General features: G+C 64.1%; 24 protein-coding genes. 5 read left to right on the top strand and 19 right to left on the bottom strand.

Features of this window, described 5'->3' with window-relative positions:
- The first annotated feature begins 45 nt into the window (after positions 1 to 45).
- Together NCHOL11_RS00890 and NCHOL11_RS00885 are read left to right on the top strand one after the other, a co-directional pair.
- The gene (locus tag NCHOL11_RS00890) at positions 46 to 1,059 is read left to right on the top strand and encodes a threonine aldolase family protein (protein WP_097092633.1); all 1,014 of its coding nucleotides are present in this window, start codon (positions 46 to 48) and stop codon (positions 1,057 to 1,059) included.
- A complete protein-coding gene (locus NCHOL11_RS00885) occupies positions 1,056 to 1,958 on the top strand; it encodes a DMT family transporter (RefSeq protein ID WP_097090660.1) in 903 nt (300 codons plus the stop codon). The genes NCHOL11_RS00890 and NCHOL11_RS00885 overlap by 4 nt, the downstream gene beginning before the upstream one ends.
- Here the strand turns inward: NCHOL11_RS00885 and NCHOL11_RS18125 are convergent.
- The 12 genes from NCHOL11_RS18125 to NCHOL11_RS00825 form a co-directional block, all read right to left on the bottom strand.
- Positions 1,955 to 2,110, bottom strand: a complete 156-nt coding sequence (locus NCHOL11_RS18125; protein WP_217991034.1) for a hypothetical protein — start codon at positions 2,108 to 2,110, stop codon at positions 1,955 to 1,957. The genes NCHOL11_RS00885 and NCHOL11_RS18125 overlap by 4 nt on opposite strands.
- 81 nt (positions 2,111 to 2,191) lie before the next feature.
- Positions 2,192 to 2,998 (bottom strand): NAD(P)-dependent oxidoreductase, encoded by an 807-nt coding sequence (locus tag NCHOL11_RS00875; protein ID WP_097090658.1) that lies wholly within the window; start codon positions 2,996 to 2,998, stop codon positions 2,192 to 2,194.
- Between the two features lie 18 nt (positions 2,999 to 3,016).
- On the bottom strand, positions 3,017 to 3,379 hold the full coding sequence (locus NCHOL11_RS00870) for a HesB/IscA family protein (protein ID WP_097090657.1): 363 nt from the start codon (positions 3,377 to 3,379) through the stop codon (positions 3,017 to 3,019).
- A gap of 118 nt (positions 3,380 to 3,497) precedes the next feature.
- Positions 3,498 to 3,977: an SUF system Fe-S cluster assembly protein gene (locus NCHOL11_RS00865; protein WP_097090656.1), complete on the bottom strand. Its 480-nt coding sequence runs from the start codon at positions 3,975 to 3,977 to the stop codon at positions 3,498 to 3,500.
- A complete protein-coding gene (locus NCHOL11_RS00860; RefSeq protein ID WP_255254671.1) occupies positions 3,970 to 5,262 on the bottom strand; it encodes an aminotransferase class V-fold PLP-dependent enzyme in 1,293 nt (430 codons plus the stop codon). The genes NCHOL11_RS00865 and NCHOL11_RS00860 overlap by 8 nt, the downstream gene beginning before the upstream one ends.
- On the bottom strand, positions 5,259 to 6,011 hold the full coding sequence (locus NCHOL11_RS00855; protein WP_097090655.1) for a SufD family Fe-S cluster assembly protein: 753 nt from the start codon (positions 6,009 to 6,011) through the stop codon (positions 5,259 to 5,261). Before NCHOL11_RS00855 ends, NCHOL11_RS00860 begins: the two co-directional genes overlap by 4 nt.
- A 97-nt stretch (positions 6,012 to 6,108) precedes the next feature.
- Positions 6,109 to 6,855 (bottom strand): Fe-S cluster assembly ATPase SufC, encoded by a 747-nt coding sequence (sufC, locus tag NCHOL11_RS00850; protein WP_097090654.1) that lies wholly within the window; start codon positions 6,853 to 6,855, stop codon positions 6,109 to 6,111.
- 3 nt (positions 6,856 to 6,858) lie between these two features.
- Positions 6,859 to 7,314 (bottom strand): hypothetical protein, encoded by a 456-nt coding sequence (locus NCHOL11_RS00845; protein ID WP_097090653.1) that lies wholly within the window; start codon positions 7,312 to 7,314, stop codon positions 6,859 to 6,861.
- On the bottom strand, positions 7,311 to 7,787 hold the full coding sequence (locus tag NCHOL11_RS00840) for an endonuclease domain-containing protein (protein WP_255254789.1): 477 nt from the start codon (positions 7,785 to 7,787) through the stop codon (positions 7,311 to 7,313). Before NCHOL11_RS00840 ends, NCHOL11_RS00845 begins: the two co-directional genes overlap by 4 nt.
- A 23-nt stretch (positions 7,788 to 7,810) precedes the next feature.
- The gene (gene sufB, locus NCHOL11_RS00835; RefSeq protein ID WP_097090652.1) at positions 7,811 to 9,295 is read right to left on the bottom strand and encodes a Fe-S cluster assembly protein SufB; all 1,485 of its coding nucleotides are present in this window, start codon (positions 9,293 to 9,295) and stop codon (positions 7,811 to 7,813) included.
- A complete protein-coding gene (locus NCHOL11_RS00830; protein ID WP_097092630.1) occupies positions 9,292 to 9,702 on the bottom strand; it encodes an RrF2 family transcriptional regulator in 411 nt (136 codons plus the stop codon). Before NCHOL11_RS00830 ends, sufB begins: the two co-directional genes overlap by 4 nt.
- Positions 9,703 to 9,815: 113 nt before the next feature.
- On the bottom strand, positions 9,816 to 10,760 hold the full coding sequence (locus tag NCHOL11_RS00825; RefSeq protein ID WP_380800753.1) for a helix-turn-helix domain-containing protein: 945 nt from the start codon (positions 10,758 to 10,760) through the stop codon (positions 9,816 to 9,818).
- A 338-nt stretch (positions 10,761 to 11,098) separates the two neighbouring features.
- Here NCHOL11_RS00825 and NCHOL11_RS00820 point away from each other — a divergent pair, with 338 nt between their 5' ends.
- On the top strand, positions 11,099 to 12,148 hold the full coding sequence (locus NCHOL11_RS00820) for a quinone-dependent dihydroorotate dehydrogenase (RefSeq protein WP_097090651.1): 1,050 nt from the start codon (positions 11,099 to 11,101) through the stop codon (positions 12,146 to 12,148).
- Between the two features lie 58 nt (positions 12,149 to 12,206).
- A complete protein-coding gene (ggt, locus tag NCHOL11_RS00815) occupies positions 12,207 to 13,907 on the top strand; it encodes a gamma-glutamyltransferase (RefSeq protein WP_097090650.1) in 1,701 nt (566 codons plus the stop codon).
- A gap of 56 nt (positions 13,908 to 13,963) precedes the next feature.
- Here ggt and NCHOL11_RS00810 read toward each other — a convergent pair whose 3' ends face one another.
- The 6 genes from NCHOL11_RS00810 to pspA form a co-directional block, all read right to left on the bottom strand.
- Entirely contained in the window at positions 13,964 to 14,458 is a 495-nt protein-coding gene (locus NCHOL11_RS00810; protein WP_097090649.1) for a hypothetical protein, read from the bottom strand.
- A gap of 69 nt (positions 14,459 to 14,527) precedes the next feature.
- Entirely contained in the window at positions 14,528 to 14,941 is a 414-nt protein-coding gene (locus NCHOL11_RS00805) for a SufE family protein (protein WP_097090648.1), read from the bottom strand.
- A 50-nt stretch (positions 14,942 to 14,991) separates the two neighbouring features.
- Positions 14,992 to 15,222 (bottom strand): hypothetical protein, encoded by a 231-nt coding sequence (locus tag NCHOL11_RS00800; RefSeq protein WP_097090647.1) that lies wholly within the window; start codon positions 15,220 to 15,222, stop codon positions 14,992 to 14,994.
- Between the two features lie 20 nt (positions 15,223 to 15,242).
- Positions 15,243 to 15,623, bottom strand: coding sequence for an envelope stress response membrane protein PspC (pspC, locus tag NCHOL11_RS00795; RefSeq protein ID WP_097090646.1), 381 nt, complete (start codon positions 15,621 to 15,623; stop codon positions 15,243 to 15,245).
- A gap of 1 nt (position 15,624) precedes the next feature.
- The gene (pspB, locus tag NCHOL11_RS00790) at positions 15,625 to 15,906 is read right to left on the bottom strand and encodes an envelope stress response membrane protein PspB (protein WP_097090645.1); all 282 of its coding nucleotides are present in this window, start codon (positions 15,904 to 15,906) and stop codon (positions 15,625 to 15,627) included.
- Positions 15,907 to 15,935: 29 nt separating this feature from the next.
- Positions 15,936 to 16,604, bottom strand: a complete 669-nt coding sequence (gene pspA / locus NCHOL11_RS00785) for a phage shock protein PspA (RefSeq protein ID WP_097092628.1) — start codon at positions 16,602 to 16,604, stop codon at positions 15,936 to 15,938.
- A 157-nt stretch (positions 16,605 to 16,761) separates the two neighbouring features.
- On the opposite strand from pspA, the gene pspF reads away from it, so the two are divergent.
- Entirely contained in the window at positions 16,762 to 17,763 is a 1,002-nt protein-coding gene (pspF, locus tag NCHOL11_RS00780) for a phage shock protein operon transcriptional activator (protein ID WP_097090644.1), read from the top strand.
- A gap of 24 nt (positions 17,764 to 17,787) precedes the next feature.
- On the opposite strand, the gene NCHOL11_RS00775 is transcribed toward pspF, so the two are convergent.
- A complete protein-coding gene (locus tag NCHOL11_RS00775) occupies positions 17,788 to 18,666 on the bottom strand; it encodes a 3-hydroxyacyl-CoA dehydrogenase NAD-binding domain-containing protein (protein WP_097090643.1) in 879 nt (292 codons plus the stop codon).
- Positions 18,667 to 18,861: the final 195 nt, after the last annotated feature.

Here is an 18,861-nt window from a genome sequence, read left to right as displayed (position 1 = left end):
TGCTGGCATCTTGGCGCAGGGCGGCGGCGCGCTTATGCCGCAGCCATGCACTTTTTCTCGGACAATGCGACACCGGTCTGCCCGCAAGTGATGGCGGCGATGGCTGCGGCTGATGTCGCGGACCATGGCTATGATGGCGACGCGTGGAGCGCGCGGCTGGATGGCGCCTTTTCCGACCTGTTCGGCACCCCGGTTCGCGCGCTGTGGGTCGCGACCGGCACCGCGGCGAACAGCATCGGCCTTGCGTGCCTGTGCCCGCCCTATGGCGGTATCCTGGCCCATGAAGAATCGCATATCATGGTGGACGAATGTGGAGCGCCCGGCTTCTATACCCATGGTGCAAGCCTGATGAGCCTAACAGGAGATGGCGCGAAGCTCTCCCCCGAAACGTTGATCGAGCGGCTGAAAGCGATCCGCCCGGACGTGCACCAGATCCCGGCCCGCGCGATCAGCATCACCCAAGCCAGCGAATATGGCCGCGTCTATACGCCGGAGGAGGTCGCGGCGATTGGCGAGGTGGCGCGGGATCACCGCCTCGGCCTGCACATGGACGGGGCGCGCTTCGCCAATGCTGTCGCGCATCTGGGTTGTCATCCCGCCGATATCAGCTGGCGCGCAGGCGTCGATGTCCTCACCTTCGGCTGCGTCAAGAATGGCGGCATGGTGGGCGAGGCGCTGCTCTTCTTCGGCAGCCAAGCGGATGCGCGCGCGTCCGAAGCGGTGCGCTGGCGCAAGCGCGGTGGGCACCTGCTGTCAAAGGGGCGCTATCTTGCCGCGCAGATATTGGCGATGCTGGAGGATGACCTCTGGCTGCGCAATGCGCGGGCGGCCAATGCCGCAGCCGCCGCGTTGGCGCAGGCCGTCCCGGATCGGCTGCTTCATCCCGTCGAGGCAAACGAGCTGTTCATCCGCCTCTCTTCTGCCCAAGCGGCAAGTCTGCGCGGGCAGGGCTTCGACTTTTACGACTGGGGAGAGGGGGCGGCGCGCCTCGTCACCAATTGGGCGCATGATGCGGGCGCGGTCCAGCCGCTCGCCGACGCACTCAGGTCGCTTGCATGAGCGGATCGTCGGAGGCGAAGGGCGGCGTCATCCTGCCTTTCCTGCTTGTCACGCTGATCTGGAGTTCGACCTGGATCGTCATCCGCGATCAGCTGGGCGCGGTGCCGCCGAGCTGGTCGGTCTGCTACCGGTTCCTCCTGGGGGCGGCTGGCATGGCGCTGTTCGCGATGATCCGCCGTGTGCCGTTGCGGCTGCCGCCCGCCGGGATCGCCTTTGCGGGCGCTCTGGGCGTCGCGCAGTTCGTACTCAACTTCAACTTCGTCTATCGGGCAGAACATTATCTGACCTCCGGCGTCGTCGCGACCGTCTACGCGCTGCTGCTGATCCCCAATACTATCCTCGCCTGGATCGCGTTTCGCCAGCCGGTCAGCCGCGCCTTCATCCTGGGGTCGCTGGTGGCGATCGCAGGCATCATGTTGCTGCTGCTGCGCGAATATCGCGCTGCGCCGGTCTCCGCCGAAGCAGTTCTAGTCGGCATCGCGCTCAGCGTCGCGGGCCTGCTCAGCGCGTCCAGCGCGAACGTCATGCAGGGGATGCAGATCGCCCGCCGCCTGCCGATGGCGGCTGTGCTCACCTGGGGCATGCTGATCGGCAGCGCTGTCGACGCGGCCTATGCATGGGCGACCGTCGGGCCGCCTGTGATCGAGTGGCGCGCGGGCTATCTGTTCGGCATCGCCTGGCTGGGCATTGCGGGGTCGGTGGTGACCTTCCCACTTTATTTCCGGCTTATCCAGCGGGTGGGACCGGGACGGGCAGCCTATAGCAGCGTGCTGATTCCCGTGATCGCCATGCTGATTTCCACGGTGTTCGAGGATTATCGCTGGTCGACGCTAAGTGCGGCAGGCGCGGTGCTGGCGGTGGCTGGCATGGTGATCGCGCTGCGGGCGAAAACGGCCTAGCGGCGCAGGCCCGGCTCATAATGGCGCTTTGCCGCATTAACCCGATCGATCAGGCTGGCGAGCGATTGCGGAGCGGGAGTCACGGCTTCGGGCATCGCCAAGCGGCTCATGCGCTGGCTGAGCGCGGCAAAGTTGCGGTCGATCCGTTCCATGGCGACAAGTCCCTGCAAAAGCTGTGGGACCATCCATGGGGCGCTTTGGTTAACGGCGCGTAAGCGATGCGACAGCCTGAGTCATTCCGCCACGGCAAGGCAGGCGGCCAGGCCTTCGCGATAGGTGGGGTAGCGCGGTGCCCAGCCAAGAAGCCGTTTGGCCCGGCCGTTCGCCACCCGCCTGTTTTCCGCATAGAAGGACAGCGCCATGGGCGACAAGTGCGCCTCCTCCAATGACAATAGCGGCGGCAGCGGCGCGCCCAGCATGGCGCAGGCCGCCTCGATCAGCCGGTTCTGAGCGCAGGGCAGATCGTCGGAAAGATTATAGATGCCGGGCGGTCCATCGAAGGACGCGATAATGCCGCTGACGATATCATCCACATGAGCGCGGCTGAAAATCTGATCGGGCAGATCGATCCGATGCGCCTTGCCCTCGCGCACCCGCTCGATCGCCGACCGGCCCGGGCCGTAAATGCCGGGGAGGCGGAAACAGCGCATGTCTTCACGCAGCGCGCGCCAGTCGCCGTCTGCCTGCACCCGCGCGGCACGGCGGCCGGAGCCGATGGGGCTGGCTTCGTCCACCCATGCCCCCGCAGCATCGCCATAGACGCCGGTCGCGGAAAGATAGCCGCTCCATAGCGCCGGGGCGGCGGCGATCGCCGTGCCGTAACGGGCCAGGACCGGATCCGCCCCGCCCTCCGGCGGCACGGAGGAAAGGATGTGCGTCGCCTTGCCGATGCTGGCGCACACGGCATCGCCGTCATCGAAGGCGATCGCCTCGGCATCGGCGGCGCGGCGGACCCCGGTAACCTCCCACCCCTCTCCGCGCAGGCGAGCGGCGAGGCGAGAGGCGGTGTAACCCATGCCGAGGATCAGCATATGAGGGATGGCAGCGACCCTCCCGAACTAGACGGTAAAGCTTTCGCCGCAGCCGCAGCTGCCCTTTGCATTGGGGTTGTTGAAGACGAACCCGGCGGTGAAGTCATCCTCCACCCAATCCATCGTCGATCCGACGAGATAGAGCACCGACGCACCGTCGATATAGAAGGTGCCGCCGGGCGTTTCGATCTTCTCGTCGAACTTCGCTTCCTCGGTCACATAGTCGACCGAATAAGCGAGGCCAGAGCAACCGCGGCGCGGCGTGGACAGCTTGACGCCGATCGCGCCTTCAGGAGCCTGACGCATCAGGTCGGCGATGCGCTGTTCCGCACTCGGCGTCAGGATGACGGCGGCAGGGCGAGCGCGGGTCTTGGTGGTCGTCTCGGTCATCTTGTTCCTCTTCTCCCCTCCCGCAGGCGGGAGGGGCCGGGGGTGGGTTCGTGCCGCGCAAAGCTCGCTCCGCTCGCGCCCACTCCTTGGCCCCCTCCCGCTTGCGGGAGGGAAATGGTTAGAGCACCCCCAGTTCCAGTTTCGCCTCGTCGCTCATTTTCTGCGGGTCCCATGGCGGGTCCCAGACGAGATTTACCTGCGCGTCTCCCACGCCCGGCACGGCACCGACGCGCAGTTCGACTTCGCCGGGCATCGATTCAGCGACCGGGCAATGCGGCGTGGTCAGCGTCATGGTCACGACCGCATGGCCGTCTTCCGTCACATCGACGCCATAGACGAGGCCGAGATCATAGATATTCACCGGAATTTCCGGGTCATATATCTCCTTGAGCGCGTCGATGATCGCTTCATACAGGTCGCCGCCCGGCTCGCCCTTCGGCGCTTCGCTCGGCTTGGCGTTCAGGAAGCCGTCCAGATAGTCGCGCTGGCGCGGAGCCGCCTCAGCCGCCGTCTCCTCCACGCGCGCCTTGGGCGGGGCGTCAACCGCCTCCACCTCTTCCACCCGGATCTGGCGTTCCCCGGAATTTACCTCAGTCATTGGCGAAGATCTTCCTCACTCGCTCTATGCCCTTGACCAGGGCATCGACATCGCCCTCGTCGCTATAGATGCCGAAACTGGCCCGCGCCGTCGCTTCTACGCCCAGATGCCGCATCAGCGGCTGCGCGCAATGATGCCCGGCGCGGATCGCGACACCCGTTTCGTCCAATATGGTGCCGACATCATGCGGATGCACCCCCTCGACTTCGAAGGAGAGGATGCCCGCACTGTCCTCCGGCCCGAAAACCCGCACGCTGTTGATGCTCTCCAGTGCGGCCCGCGCCTTGCCGACCAGCGCGCATTCATGCGCATGGATCGCGTCGAGGCCGATTGCCTGCACATAGTCGATCGCGGCGGACAGGCCGACGACGCCGGTGATATGCGGCGTCCCCGCCTCGAACCGGGTCGGCGCGGGTGCGTAGGTGGTTTTCTCGAACGTCACCTTGTCGATCATCGACCCGCCACCCTGATAGGGCGGCATGGCGTCCAGCAGTTCCTTGCGGCCCCACAGCACGCCGATCCCGGTCGGGCCGTAGAGCTTGTGCGCGGAAAAGACATAGAAGTCGCAATCGAGCGCCTGCACATCGACGGCAAGGCGCGGCACCGCCTGACAGCCATCGATCAAGATCTTCGCGCCCACGCTGTGCGCGATGTCGGCGGCGCGGCGCACATCAAGCACGCTGCCCAGCACATTCGACACATGGGCGAGCGCAACCAGCTTGTGCGCAGGCGTGATCATCGCGGCCATGGCTTCGAGGTCGATCCTGCCATCTGCAGTCAGTGGCACGACATCGATCGCCGCGCCGGCGCGTTCGGCGACGATCTGCCAAGGGACGATGTTGCTGTGATGCTCCAACATCGACAGCAGGATGCGGTCGCCCGCCTTCAACTGCGTGCCTGCCCAGCTATGTGCGACCAGGTTGATCCCCTCGGTCGCGCCGCGGACATAGACGATCTCGCTATCGGAAGCCGCGCCGATGAACTGCGCGACCTTGCGCCGCGCCGCTTCATAGGCGAGCGTCATGTTGGCGGAGCGTTCATAAACGCCGCGATGGACGGTCGCATAGTCGGGGCCGTAGGCGCGGGCAATCGCGTCGATAACGGCGGTGGGCTTTTGCGCGGTGGCGGCGCTGTCGAGATAGTGCCAGCTGCCGACGCCGGGGAAATCGTCCCTTAATTTCAGCAAACCGTTCGGGCTGAGCTTGTCGAAGCCTTCTCCTGTCTTTGAAGAGAGTTGAAGCCCTTCGACAGGCTCAGGGCGAACGGAGGACGGATCACCACTCATACCAAATCTTCCAGCTTGGCCAGCGCAGCCGCTTCCAGCCTGTCCTTGACTGCCTCATCAGCCACATCGTCGAACACCCCGGCAACGAAGGCCTTCAACAGCAGCGTCTTGGCAGTCGCCGGGTCCATTCCCCGCGACGCCATGTAGAACAGCGCCTGACGGTCCAGTTCACCCACGGTCGCGCCATGAGCGCATTTCACATCGTCGGCGTAGATTTCGAGCTCCGGCTTGGCATTGGCCGTGGCAGTGCGATCGAGCAACATGGCCTTGACCGACTGAAAGGCATCCGTGCGCTGCGCATCGCGCGCGACATTGATCGACCCGAGATAGCTGCCCGTCGCCCGCTGGCCCAGGATGGAGCGGATCGTCTGCCCGCTGGTCGCGTCCGGCTCGGCATGGGTGACCGAGGTGATGATTTCCAGCACCTGATCCCCGCCGCCGATGATCGCGCCGTTGAGTTCGAAGTGGCTCCCCTTGCCCAGCGTCACCTTAAAGGTAACGCGGCCGAGCTTGCCGCCGATGTTCAGCACATGAAAGTCGCACCGGGCTCCGTCCGCGATCGTGATGACATAGTCATGCACCGCCGCTGCGCCCTCGCTGGCGTCCTGCAACAGATGGTGGCGGGACGTTTCTCCGGCCGCGACGTCGATCCGTGTCGGCGCAGGCGTCGGCCAAATGGAGGCGACAGCCTCCAGATCGCTATAGCGCCATTCCTCTTGCTTGCGCGTGGGCAGGGCGAGCGCGGTCATGACCGAACCTCCTCCGCGCCTCCGCGCCCCCGCGTGAGCACAATCATTTCACGCGGAGACGCGGAAACACGGAGAGAAAGAGAAGTGCCTGCGGCGCTCATGCAGCGACCACCTCCGCATAGCCCTCGCGCTCCAGTTCCAGCGCGAGTTCGGGGCCGCCCGACTTCACGATCCGGCCGCCAGCCAGCACATGGACATAGTCCGGCTTCACATAGTCGAGCAGCCGCTGATAGTGGGTGATGAGCAGCACCGCCTTGTCCGGCTTGCGCATGATCGCGTTGATCCCTGCCCCCACGATCTTGAGCGCGTCGATGTCCAGGCCGGAGTCGGTTTCGTCCAGGATCGCCATTTTCGGATCGAGAATGCCCATCTGCACCATTTCGGCGCGCTTCTTCTCACCACCCGAAAATCCGACATTCACCGGGCGCTTCAGCATCTCCATGTCGAGCCCGAGCAGACCCGCCTTTTCCTTGGCGAGCTTGATGAACTCGCCCCCTGATAGCGGTTCCTGCCCGCGCGCCTTGCGCTGGGAATTCAGGCTCTCGCGCAGGAATTGCAGGTTGGATACGCCGGGGATTTCGACCGGATACTGGAAACCGAGGAACAGGCCTGCCGCGGCGCGTTCATGCGGCTCCATGCTGAACAAGTTCACACCGTCCAGCGAGGCAGCGCCGCCGGTCACTTCATAGCCCGGACGCCCGCCCAGCGTATAGGCCAGTGTCGACTTGCCCGCGCCGTTCGGCCCCATGATCGCATGGACCTCGCCCGCATTGATGGAGAGCGACAGACCTTTCAGGATCGCCTTGCCGTCGATCTCGTTGGCCAGATTTTCGATCGTCAGCATGCGTTATCCCTTATGCGCGCGCTGGAGCGTCCGCGCGGTCCAGAAGGCCATGTCCCGCACGTCGCCCGGCGCGGGGAACAGCGTGTCGATATGGCGCTTGATCGGCATATAGGGCCACCAGTCGGCCCCGGGTTCAGGCGAACCCTTTTCCAGCAGCCCGGTCACGAACTCCGTCACCGGCCCCATGCGGGCGAGGTTCGGCGCCTTCGCCTTGTGGAAAGCCTTGTCGCTTTTCAGCTTTTCGGTGAAGGCGACGTCGCCCTTCTCCAGAGCCGCACGGCATTCGGCCTCATAGGCGTCGAGATCGCCGAAATCCTTGCGCGCGCGCGCTTCCAGCTCGCCGTCTTCCAGCTCATAGTCTTCGGTCAGGATGCGGATCGCGGCCGTCCATGACTGGCCATTGCCGACATCCTCCGCGAAATCGGCCAGGGCATCCTGAATATCGTCTTCGTCGCTCAAAGGTCTTGGTCCTCAACAAGGGAAAGCCCCTCCCCTTCAGGGGAGGGGTTGGGGTGGGGGCTAGCCCAACGATCCGGCGCCTGTTCCAGTGCGCCGAAGATCGCGGCACAAACCCCATCGATATTGTGCATCACCTCCTGATTGGCGATGCGGATGATTCGGTAGCCCATCTCGCTCAGCACGGCGTCGCGCCGATCGTCGGAACCAGCCACGTGCGTATCGCCGTCAACCTCGACAATCAGCGCCTTTTGCGGGCAGAGAAAGTCCGCGATGTACGGGCCGATCACGGATTGGCGACGGAATTTGTAACCGCCGATTTGCGAGCGGGTGAGTTTCGTCCACAGGCGCTTCTCTGGCTCCGTCGGTTCGCGGCGTATCTCGCGGGCGAAGCCTGCCAGTTCAGCGAGGCGTCCAGAGGATAGCCCCCACCCCCGGCCCCTCCCCTGAAGGGGAGGGGAGTTTGAGCGCTTCACTTGGTCGAGAGGCGTCAAATCCCTCAACCGACCGAACCCTCCAGCGAAATCCCCAACAGCTTCTGCGCCTCCACTGCGAACTCCATCGGCAGCTGTTGCAGCACTTCGCGCGCGAAGCCGTTGACGATCAGGCCGACCGCAGCCTCCTGATCCAGCCCGCGCTGCATCGCGTAGAACAGCTGATCATCGCTGATCTTGCTGGTCGTCGCCTCATGCTCGATCTGCGCACTCGGGTTGCGCACCTCTATATAAGGCACGGTATGTGCGCCGCATTTGTCGCCGAGCAGCAGGCTGTCGCATTGGGTGAAGTTGCGCACGCCCTCCGCGCCCGGCGCTACGCGCACCAGCCCGCGATAGGTGTTGTTCGAACGCCCGGCGCTGATCCCCTTGGACACGATGGTCGAGCGGCTGCCCTTGCCATTGTGGATCATCTTCGTGCCGGTGTCGGCCTGCTGCAAATTGTTGGTCAGCGCCACCGAGTAGAATTCGCCGACGCTATTCTCGCCGTTCAGCACGCAGCTTGGGTATTTCCAGGTGATGGCGGAGCCGGTCTCGACCTGCGTCCAGCTGACCTTGCTGTTCTTGCCCTGGCACAGCGCCCGCTTGGTGACGAAATTATAGATGCCGCCCTTGCCCTGCTCATCGCCCGGATACCAGTTCTGGACGGTGCTATACTTGATCTCCGCATCGTCCAGCGCGACCAGTTCCACGACCGCCGCGTGCAGCTGATTCTCGTCGCGCATCGGCGCGGTGCAGCCTTCAAGATAGCTTACATAGCTACCCTCGTCCGCGACGATCAGCGTGCGTTCGAACTGGCCTGTGTTCTCCGCATTGATGCGGAAATAGGTGGACAGCTCCATCGGGCAGCGCACGCCCTTGGGGATGTAGACGAACGTGCCGTCGGAAAAGACAGCGCAATTCAATGTGGCGAAATAATTGTCATGCATCGGCACGACCTTGCCCAGCCACTTCTTCACCAGCTCGGGATATTCGCGCACCGCCTCGCTGATCGAGCGGAAGATGACGCCCGCTTCCTCCAGCTCCTTGCGGAAGGTGGTGGCGACGGAAACGCTGTCGAAAACCGCGTCCACCGCGACCTTGCGGCTGCTCTTGACGCCTGCCAGCACTTCCTGCTCGGCAATGGGGATGCCGAGCTTCTCATAGGTCGCGCGAATCTCAGGATCGAGTTCGTCGAGCGAGTCCAGCTCCGCCTTCTTCTTCGGCTCGGCGTAATAATAGGCGTCCTGATAGTCGATCGGCGGGATGTTGAGCTTGGCCCAGTCCGGCGCTTCCATCTTCTGCCACATGGCAAAGGCCTTCAGCCGCCAGTCGAGCAGCCATTCCGGCTCCTTCTTCTTGGCGGAAATGAAGCGGACCGTGTCCTCATTCAGCCCCTTGGGCGCGAAGTCCTGCTCGATGGCGGATGACCAGCCATGTTCGTAGGCCGAGGCGCGCTCCGCGGCCTCATGCGCTTCCAGGTTGCGAATAGTGGTCGTCTCTTCGGTCATGCCATTTCTCGTGTCAAACTGGCGATCGTCACCCCGGCCAGTGCCGACCGGATCGCATTGTTCGCGACATTCATGTGCGGGCGTACGCGACAGCCATGTTCCAGCGTGCAGTCATGCGCGCCCTGTTCGGCGCAAGCAGTCATGGCGATGGGCCCTTCCACCGCCTCCACGACATCCACCAGCGTGATGGCCGCCGCAGGCCGCGCCAGCCGAACCCCGCCGCCGGTCCCGCGACTCGATTCGAGCAGCCCCGCAGCCGACAAGCGGCTCACCAGCTTCTGCGCTGTCGGCAGAGGAATGCCCGTTTCGCTGGCGAGCGTGGTCGCATTCATCTTAGCGCCACCGCAATGGCGGGCGGCGGCCGACATCAGCACCACGGCATAATCTGCGAAACTCGAAAGCCTCATCCTGGCCAAGCGTCCCGGTTGCGAACCATTCTCAAATCGGATCGAATCAATCCGATTGCGCATGTGGTCGCGCGGGCACGCGGAATCAAGCCATTTCTAAAGTGGCAGCCGCCTCAACTGAAACGGTTCAGCACGGCCACGTCCCCACCCAGCGAGCGGCGCAACAGGGTAAGCTGGGCGACTGCCGTCGGCTCGGTCTGCAGCTGATGCGGGGTCAAGCCGATGAAATGCTTGATCTCCCGGATGAAATGCGACTGGTCGTAGAAGCGGCCATCTTCGCACAATTCCTGCCAGCTGTGCTGGTCGAGCGCGATACGCGCACTGCACCGCAGCGCCCGATATTTGCGCGCCAGCAGCTTGGGCGGGCAACCATAATAGCGGTTGGTCATCCGGGCGAGCTGGCGCGGAGACAATCCGGTTTGCTCCACCAGCGCTTCGATCCGGGGCGATCCTTCCCCCATCAGCCAGTTGTCCACGGCTTCCAGCAGCCGCCAGCTTGTTTCCGGCAAAGGCCGGACCCATTGCGCCAGCACCGACCAGCAGCAGGCGGCGATCGCTTCGGGATCGTGCATGCCCTTAAGCCGGGTCAGCAGCGCGGCCATGGCGCCGTTCTTCTCCGCGCTCATGTCGCGCAGCCGGTCCGCGAGCAGGCTGGCATCGCCTCCGCCCAGGCTGACCCAGCCTGCGGGCAGGAGTGAGATGCCGACGACGCAGGCGGGGCCGTTCAGCTCGAACCGCGTCGCTCCCAAAGTGGGGCCGAGCAGGCAGATTTCCGGAGTCGCGGCCACCGTCCCGTCATGGAAATGATAATCGCCCGCCCCCGCGACCATGAAGCGCAACTGCGGAACATCCGCACGCGTCACGTCAAGATAGCGGTCGGCGCTTTCGGTAAAGATGTAGACGGAGCCGAAATAAGCATGCAGCGGGTCAGGCGGAGCGAAATAGCGAAGTTTGACCGGCCCCTGCGCCGCTTCCACAGTATAGGAAAGCGACGGATCGCCACCCTTTTCCACTCTCTGTGGCATCCCCCCGGATGCGCTGTCGCGATGCGGCCCCATATTCACCCCACAGCTGTACTATGAAGCTTCTTTGCTGCTGCGCAAGAGAGATACTGAGGCAACGAAGGTTTTTTCCGAACCGATTCGAAAAAAATGACCCGGCGCTTTTACACGCCGGGCCAGTAAAAGGTCTCGTTAGCCATATGGCCAAGAGCCTTCGGGTCGCAGCACGGTCATAAATCCGAATCGGATCGGCTTGATTGGATGAATCGGACATTAAGGGCGCGAAAATGCGACCAATATGAATGATTTGGCAGCTAATTTACCCTTCTCGGCCAACTGTTGCGCCATTGTCACAGCGACTCGACGGGGAAGATCGGCGATGGCATAGCGCGCCCATGTCCTACCGCCTCGTTCGCCCGCTCTTTTTCGCGCTTGATGCAGAGCGCGCGCATCATCTGTCTGTCGCGCTGCTGCGCATGATGCCATTCGCCCCTCCCCCAGCGCCCGACACTGCCCTGACGCAGACCGTGGCAGGCATCAGCTTCCCCAACCCGGTCGGGCTGGCGGCGGGCTATGACAAGGAAGGGCTGGTCGCGCACAAGATGCATGCGCTGGGCTTCGGCTTTGCGGAGCTCGGAACGCTGACCCCCATGCCGCAGCCGGGCAATCCCCAGCCGCGCCTGTTCCGGTTGGTGGAAGATCGCGCCGTCATCAACCGCATGGGCTTCAACAATGGCGGCCTCGCTGCTGCGGCCGAGCGGGTGGCAAAGCGCCGCCGCCCAGCCGGTCGGGGTGCAGCGCCGGTGATCGGCATCAATATCGGCGCGAACAAGGACGCGGCCGATCGCATCGCGGACTATGTGACCGGCGTCACCTGCATGGCGCCGCTCGCCGACTATCTCACGGTCAACATTTCGTCGCCCAACACGCCGGGCCTGCGCGCCTTGCAGGACAGGGCAGCGCTGGACCAGCTGCTGGGGGCGGTAATGCCGGCGCGCGGCGCGGACCGCACCCCGATTTTCCTGAAGGTCGCCCCCGACCTAGAGCCAGCCGATGTCGAGGATATCGCCGCCGCCTGCCTTGACCATCAAGTCGATGCGCTGATCGTGTCCAACACCACCATTTCGCGCCCGCCGCTCCGCTCCGCCCACGCCGGGGAAAGCGGCGGATTGTCGGGTGCGCCGCTCACCAACCTGTCGCTTCAGCGGATCAGGGACTTTCGGCGGATATTGGGCAATCGCCTGCCCCTGATCGGCGTTGGCGGCATCGGCAATGCGGAACAGGCCTATGCCCGGCTTCGCGCGGGGGCGAGCCTGATCCAGCTGTACAGCGCGCTCGTCTATGAAGGGCCCTATCTCGCCAAACGCATCAATGCGGGACTGAAAAAGCTGATGGCGCGGGACGGCTTCACGCATATCAGCGATGTCGTCGGCATCGACAGCTGATCTTGACCTTTGATCTCAGGGGCTTGCGGCGGACCGGCTGGACGGTAGTGTGCGGGGGATGACGCCTCGCCTCGCTGGCCTGCTGGCCCCCTTTGCCTTTGCTTTCCTCTACACTGCGCCGGCGGTGGCGCGCGAACCCGTTTCGCTCAACGCGACGGTTTCGGCTGCCGATCCACGCGCCGCGGCGGCGGGGCAGGAAATCCTTCGGCAGGGCGGCAGCGCGACGGACGCCGCGATCGCCATGATGCTCGCGCTCAATGTCGTCGAGCCGCATAATAGCGGCATCGGCGGCGGCGGCTTCCTGATGCATCATGATGGCGAGACGGGAGTGCTTGAATCGATCGACGGGCGCGAAACCGCGCCTGCGGCGGCGCGGCCGGATCGCTTCATCGGGGCGGATGGCCAGCCGCTCGATTTCCGCTCCGCCTGGCCCGGGGGCTATTCGGTGGGCGTGCCCGGGAATGTGCGGCTCGCCTGGGAAGCGCATCGCAAATGGGGCAAGCTCTCCTGGGCAAGCCTGTTCGCGCCCGCAATCCGCCTTGCCGAAGAAGGGTTCGAAGTGCGCCAGCGTCTCGACACCGCGATGAAGGCGGTCGCTCCGGTCTGGGCCGATTTTCCGGAAATACAGAAGTTCTTCTGGGTGGATGGCGCCCCGGCCCCGATCGGAACGACGCTCAGGAACCCGCCGCTTGCCGCCCTCTTCCGGCGCATCGCGGCAGAAGGGCCTGACGCCTTCTACAAGGGAGAGACCGCGCGGGCGATCGCCGCCACTGTCACCAGCGCCCCCAAAAATCCCGTGCCGATGACGGAGGCCGACATTGGCGCCTATCAGGTGAAGGCGCGCAAGCCCGTCTGCGGCCCTTATCGCGGCTACAGCATTTGCGGCATGGGGCCGGCCTCTGCGGGCGGCATCACCGTGCTGCAGATATTGGGCATGGTCGAACGCTTTCCCCTCAAACAATGGGGTAAGGATGATCCGCGTTCCTGGCATGTCATCGGTGAAGCCATGCGCCTGGCTTATGCCGATCGGGACAAGTGGCTCGGCGATCCGGAATATGTGTCCGTGCCGATCGCCGGGCTGATCGATCCCGATTATCTCAGGAAGCGGTCGGCGCTCATTGCGCTTGGCCGGTCGCTCAACGACTATCGCCCCGGCACGCCGCCCGGCGCTGAAGCCCGCACCGCCGCCGCGCCGCAGCCGGAAAGCGGCACCAGCCATTTCGTCGCCATCGACCGCGACGGCGACATCGCCGCCTGGACGTCCACCATCGAAAGCTTCTTTGGCAGCCAGTTGATTGCCAACGGCGTCATCCTCAACAATGAACTGACCGACTTCAGCTTCACACCCGAGAAAAATGGCGCGCCGGTCGCCAACCGGGTGGAACCGGGCAAACGGCCCCTGTCCTCCATGTCCCCCACCATCGTTTATGACGGCAAGGGAACGCCTGTCTTCACGATCGGCGCGGCTGGCGGGCGGACGATCATCATGCAGGTGACAAAGGCGATCATCGCGCATTTCGACTGGGGCCTGTCAGCACAGGACTCGATCGCGCTAGGGCTGGAGTTCTTCGACGCCAAAGGCCTTGTGCTGGAGAAGGGGACGGCGCTGGAGGCAATGAAGGCGCCGCTGGAGGCCTGGGGCCACACGGTCACTATCGCACCGCTTGGCCTCAAGGCGAATGCGGCGGAACGCGGAACTGACGGGCGGTGGCAGGGCGCGGCTGACCCCAGAAGCCCCGGCGTGTCGCTCCAGGAATAGCCTTCCCCCGCTCAGTGAACAGCCCGCTCCCCCCCCACGGGTTGTGGACGGAAACATCACCCCTTCAAATCCAGCCCCGCGACGTTGAACTCAAACGGAAAGCTCTTGTCCTTGGGGCCGATCACCAGATTGACCTTCAGCAGCTTGGTCCCCTTGATCGCCTGATCCGCCTTGGCTGCGGGCAGCACCTCTATGCCGTCCTTATTCTCCGTCATCCGCCCGCGCCATTCATGGCTCTTGCCGTCGTCGGTCACGGCGGTCACGCGGCAGTCGGACAGGTCGCAGCTGAAGGGCGCGCCCACCAGCTTCACCGTCACCTGCGCGCCGCCTTCCGCCATCGGCTGGACCAGCAGCACCGAGAAAGTGTCTTGCGCCGTCATGGTCTGCACGCTGTTGGCGCTGCCGATATAAGCGACCTTGGGCTTGCCCGCCTGCCCGCCTTCATATTTCCATTGCTGGCCGATCTGCTCGCGCTGCGTCGGCCCTTCTTTCTCACCGCCAGAGCAGCCCGCCAGCATGCCGATAGCCGCCAGCATCCACAGGCTTCGCATCGCGCATCTCCTCATCATCCGTTTCGATCACGGAAGGAGAACGCCGGGACGTCAGCAGGTTTCCTTATGTCAGCTGTAGCGTTCCGCCGTCTGCCGGATCAGCGCGATCATATTGGGGATGCCCTGTGTCCGGTTGGAGCTGAGCTGATTCTTGAGGTCGAAGGGCGCCAGATCGCCTTCGATCTCGGCTGCCGCGATCTCCGCTGGCAGCTGGTCCTGCACCGTCAGCAGGACAAGCGCGATGATCCCCTTCGTGATCGCGGCATTGCTATCCGCGAGGAAATGGAGGCGGCCATCATCGCGCACGGTGGGATAGACCCACACCGCCGCCGAACAGCCCCGCACCAGCGTCGCATCGGTCTTGAGCGCATCGGGCATGGGTTCCAGCGCGCGGCCAAGGTCGATCAGCAGCCGATAGCGGTCATCGGCATCAAGAAATTCATATTCTTCCTGAAGATCGGCAAGGGCGGGCGCTTTGGTCATAGCCCGCATATAGGCAGAAAAGCGGCCCGCGAAAGCCGCTTTTCCTCACGTCATGGATCAACGCCCGCCGCGATCGCCTCCAGCTTGCGGATGCGCTCCTTGAGGTCCGCCATCTCGATCCGCGTGCTTCCCATGGCCGCAACGCCTTCCACGGGACGGCCAAGCTCCGCGCGCTTGAGCGCCAGCCACCCGTCCCATCCGCGCAGCGCCGCCCCCGCGACGATCAGCAACCCAAGCAGGCTTCCCATTACCATGGTCAGCGTGAAAGCCATGTCCTGCATGTGACCCTCCGACGCTCCGTTCAGCGCAGGCTTTCGATCTCGTCCGCCAGCCTTTTGTTGCGGCTGGTGTAGAAAGTCTCGATGTCCGCCAGCCGCCGGTCGATGTCGCGGAACTTCGACCGCACATCGCGCGCCGACCGCGCCGGATTGGTGCGCACGCCCTGCCAGAATTTCTCATCGTCCCGATCGGCATAAAGGCCAAGCGGCTTGTTCTCGCCAAAATAGGCGACGGCGAAATAGGCGATCAGCGACCAGGGGAAGGCCCCCATCAGCGTCACCAATACCGCGCCGACGCGCACCCAGGTCACGTCGATGCCGGTATAATCGGCGATGCCCGCGCATACGCCCATCCATTTGCCATTCTGCTTGTCGAGGTAGAATTTGGTACGGCGCGCAGCCATGTCAGTTCCTCCTGTCGAGGTCCGGGCGATCGAAATCATAGCTATCGTCGGGCGCGGGGCGCGCCGGACGGAAATCGGGATTGTCGGCGGCGACGATCCGCTCGACCGTCTGCAAGCGGTCCTCCAGCCGCCGGGCGAGCAGGTGCAGCTCATCGAGCAGCCGCTCATCCTCGTCGGTGATCTTGGGCGCCTGCTTCCACTTGGTCGTATAGTGCAGGATCAGCCAGGGCATGCCTATGAACAGCATGCCGCAGATCATGATCGGCAGAAACACATCCTCCATGCGTCACACTCCCTGTTCGTCTGGCGGGTTCAGGCGGGCCGGTTCATGCTGGCCTTGAGCGCCGCGAGTTCGGCGTCGACCTTGTCGGCGGATTGCAATTCGGCAATCTCCTCCTCCAATGTCTTGGGCTGCTGGCCAAGGTTGAAGGCATCCGCCCGCCCTTCTGCCAGGTCCGCCCGCCGTTCGAGCATGTCGAACCGGGCAAAGGCCTCGTTCACCTTTTCACCGGCATAGGCTTGGCGCATCCGCAGCCGGTTCTGCGCGCTTTCCATCCGGCTGACCAGGCTGTTCTGCCGGTTGCGCGCCTCGCTCAGTTTGGCCTGAAGCTTGGCGATATCCTCTTCGGACGCTTTCAGCGCCTCGTCCAGCAGATCGATTTCCGCCTCAAGCTTTTCCGCCATGTCCGCCGCCTTCTGCTTTTCGACCAGCGCGGCCTTGGCCAGGTCCTCGCGATCCTTGCTCAAGGCCAGTTGCGCCTTTTCGGTCCAGCTGTCCTGCAGGCCCTGAAGCTTGCCGATATGACGGCTCATCTCCTTCTGATCAGCGATGGTTCGGGCGGCAGAAGCGCGCACCTCGACCAGCGTCTCCTCCATTTCCAGGATGATCATGCGGATCATCTTGGCGGGGTCCTCGGCCCGGTCGAGCAGGTCGGTGACATTGGCGGCGATGATGTCGCGCGTACGAGAAAAAATACCCATCGGAACTGCGATCCTTCCGTTCAAGCGGCCTTGCCTTGCCTTGCCATTCCTTTGCAGGAGCCGTGCCAAATCGGAGAAACGCCGGTTTCTCGACGCTTCGAAATGTTCGCCAATCTGATCATTGCCAAATGATGGTAATTTTCGCCATATGTTGGTCATGGAGCGCAACACGCAATTCGTTGGCCAGTCCCTCGCCTTCCTCGATGCAGTCGAGCAAGCAGGCCGCGCTGCCGAACTCAACCGCCCCGTGCTGGTGGTCGGCGAACGCGGCACCGGCAAAGAACTGGTTGCCGAGCGGCTCCACCGCCTCTCACCCCGTTGGGGCGAGCCTCTGATCGTGATGAATTGTGCCGCGCTGCCGGAAACATTGATCGAAGCGGAGCTGTTCGGCCATGAACAGGGCGCATTCACAGGCGCCACCCGATCGCGCGCAGGCCGGTTCGAGGAGGCCGATGGCGGCACGCTGTTCCTCGATGAACTGGCGACACTATCCATGGCGGCGCAGGAACGGCTGCTGCGCGTCATCGAATATGGCGAAGTCACCCGCATCGGCGCGTCGCGGCCGATGACGGTGGATGTCCGGATCATCGCCGCCACCAACGAAGACCTGCCCGGACTGGCGGAGGCAGGCCGCTTCCGCCCCGATCTGCTGGACCGGCTGAGCTTCGAGGTCATCACCCTCCCGCCGCTCCGCGCCCGCGATGGCGACGTGGCCGTCCTTGCCGATCATTTCGGCAGGCGCATGGCGGCTGAACTGGGATGGCCGCAATGGCCCGGCTTCTCCACGGACTGCCTGGGCGCGCTGGAAGCGCATGCATGGCCCGGCAATGTCCGCGAGTTGCGCAACGTCGTGGAGCGCGCCGTATACCGCTGGAACGAGCCAAGTCGCGCCGTCGCGCAGATCGTCTTCGATCCCTTCGCCTCACCCTGGCAGCCGCAACGGCCAGCAAAAGCGGGCGAGGACCCCCAATCCGCCCCCGTGCCCAGCCTCGCCCCCGTCAGCAACCTGCGCGCCGCAGTCGACGCACATGAAGCCGCCATCGTGCAAGCGGCGCTGGAGCGCCACCGCTTCAACCAGCGCGCCACTGCCAAGGCGCTTGGCCTAAGCTATGACCAGCTGCGCCACTGCATGCGGAAGCATCGCCTGGGGGCAGACTGAAACCCCCTTGCCACCCTTCCCGCCTCAGCGCGTCGGCACAGGCTCCGCCCCGGAATAGTCGTAAAAGCCTTTGCCGGTCTTCCGCCCGAGCCAGCCGGCCTCGACATATTTGACCAGCAGCGGCGCGGGGCGATATTTGGAATCGCCAGTGGTTGACCGCAGCACGTTCAGCACCTCAAGGCAGGTGTCGAGCCCTACAAAGTCCGCCAGCGTCAGGGGCCCCATGGGATGGTTGAGCCCCAGCCGCACGCCCATGTCGATGTCGCGAATGTTGGCGACCCCCTCGCCCAGCGCGAAGATCGCTTCGTTGATCATCGGCAACAGGATGCGGTTGACCACGAAACCGGGGGAGTCGAACGCCTGCACGACATTCTTGCCGAGGCTGGCGGCAAAGGCCTCCACGGTGGCCACCGTTTCATCCGAGGTCGCAAGGCCCCGTATCAATTCGATCAGCGCCATGACCTGGACAGGGTTGAAGAAGTGGATGCCGACGAACAGCGCCGGATCGGGAACCACCTGCGCCAGCCGGGTGATGGGGATGGAGGATGTATTGCTCGCCAGGATCGTGCCGGGCGTGATCACCGCGCCGACATTGGTGAAGATCGTGCGCTTGATCTCTTCCCGCTCGGTCGCCGCCTCGATCACCAGCTGCGCACCGGCGAGGGGGGCAAGATCGCCGCTCGGGCGGATGCGGGCGAAGGCGGCTTCGGACTCTTCCGGGGTCAGCTTGCCCTTCTCCACGGCCCGGCCGAGCTGCTTGGAAATGCCCTGAAGTCCCTTTTGCGCGCGCGCCAGATCGACGTCGCACAGGATCACGTCATAGCCAGCCTGCGCGCTGACCTGCGCTATCCCCGCGCCCATCTGACCGGCGCCGATGACGCCAACGGTCTGAATGTCGGTCATGCCAAAATGTCCTTGCATAAATCAATTTGCCGCCCACTAGCGCCATGGCAAGCAGTGGGCCAGCGCTTTTGAACATCATCACAACAGGCGCCGTGTTAATCAGGGCTTAGCGTGATCCCTTTGTGGGATGGATTGCCCCGGCTGCCCGGCAGGACGCGCACGCTTCTTTCATTTCCGCCTTTGCCTGCCGCCTGC

The organism is Novosphingobium sp. Chol11 (assembly GCF_900218065.1).
GTDB lineage: Bacteria > Pseudomonadota > Alphaproteobacteria > Sphingomonadales > Sphingomonadaceae > Sphingobium > Sphingobium agri.
The sequence above is the reverse complement of the archived record's forward strand: the minus strand, read 5'-3'. Positions and strand labels throughout refer to the sequence as shown.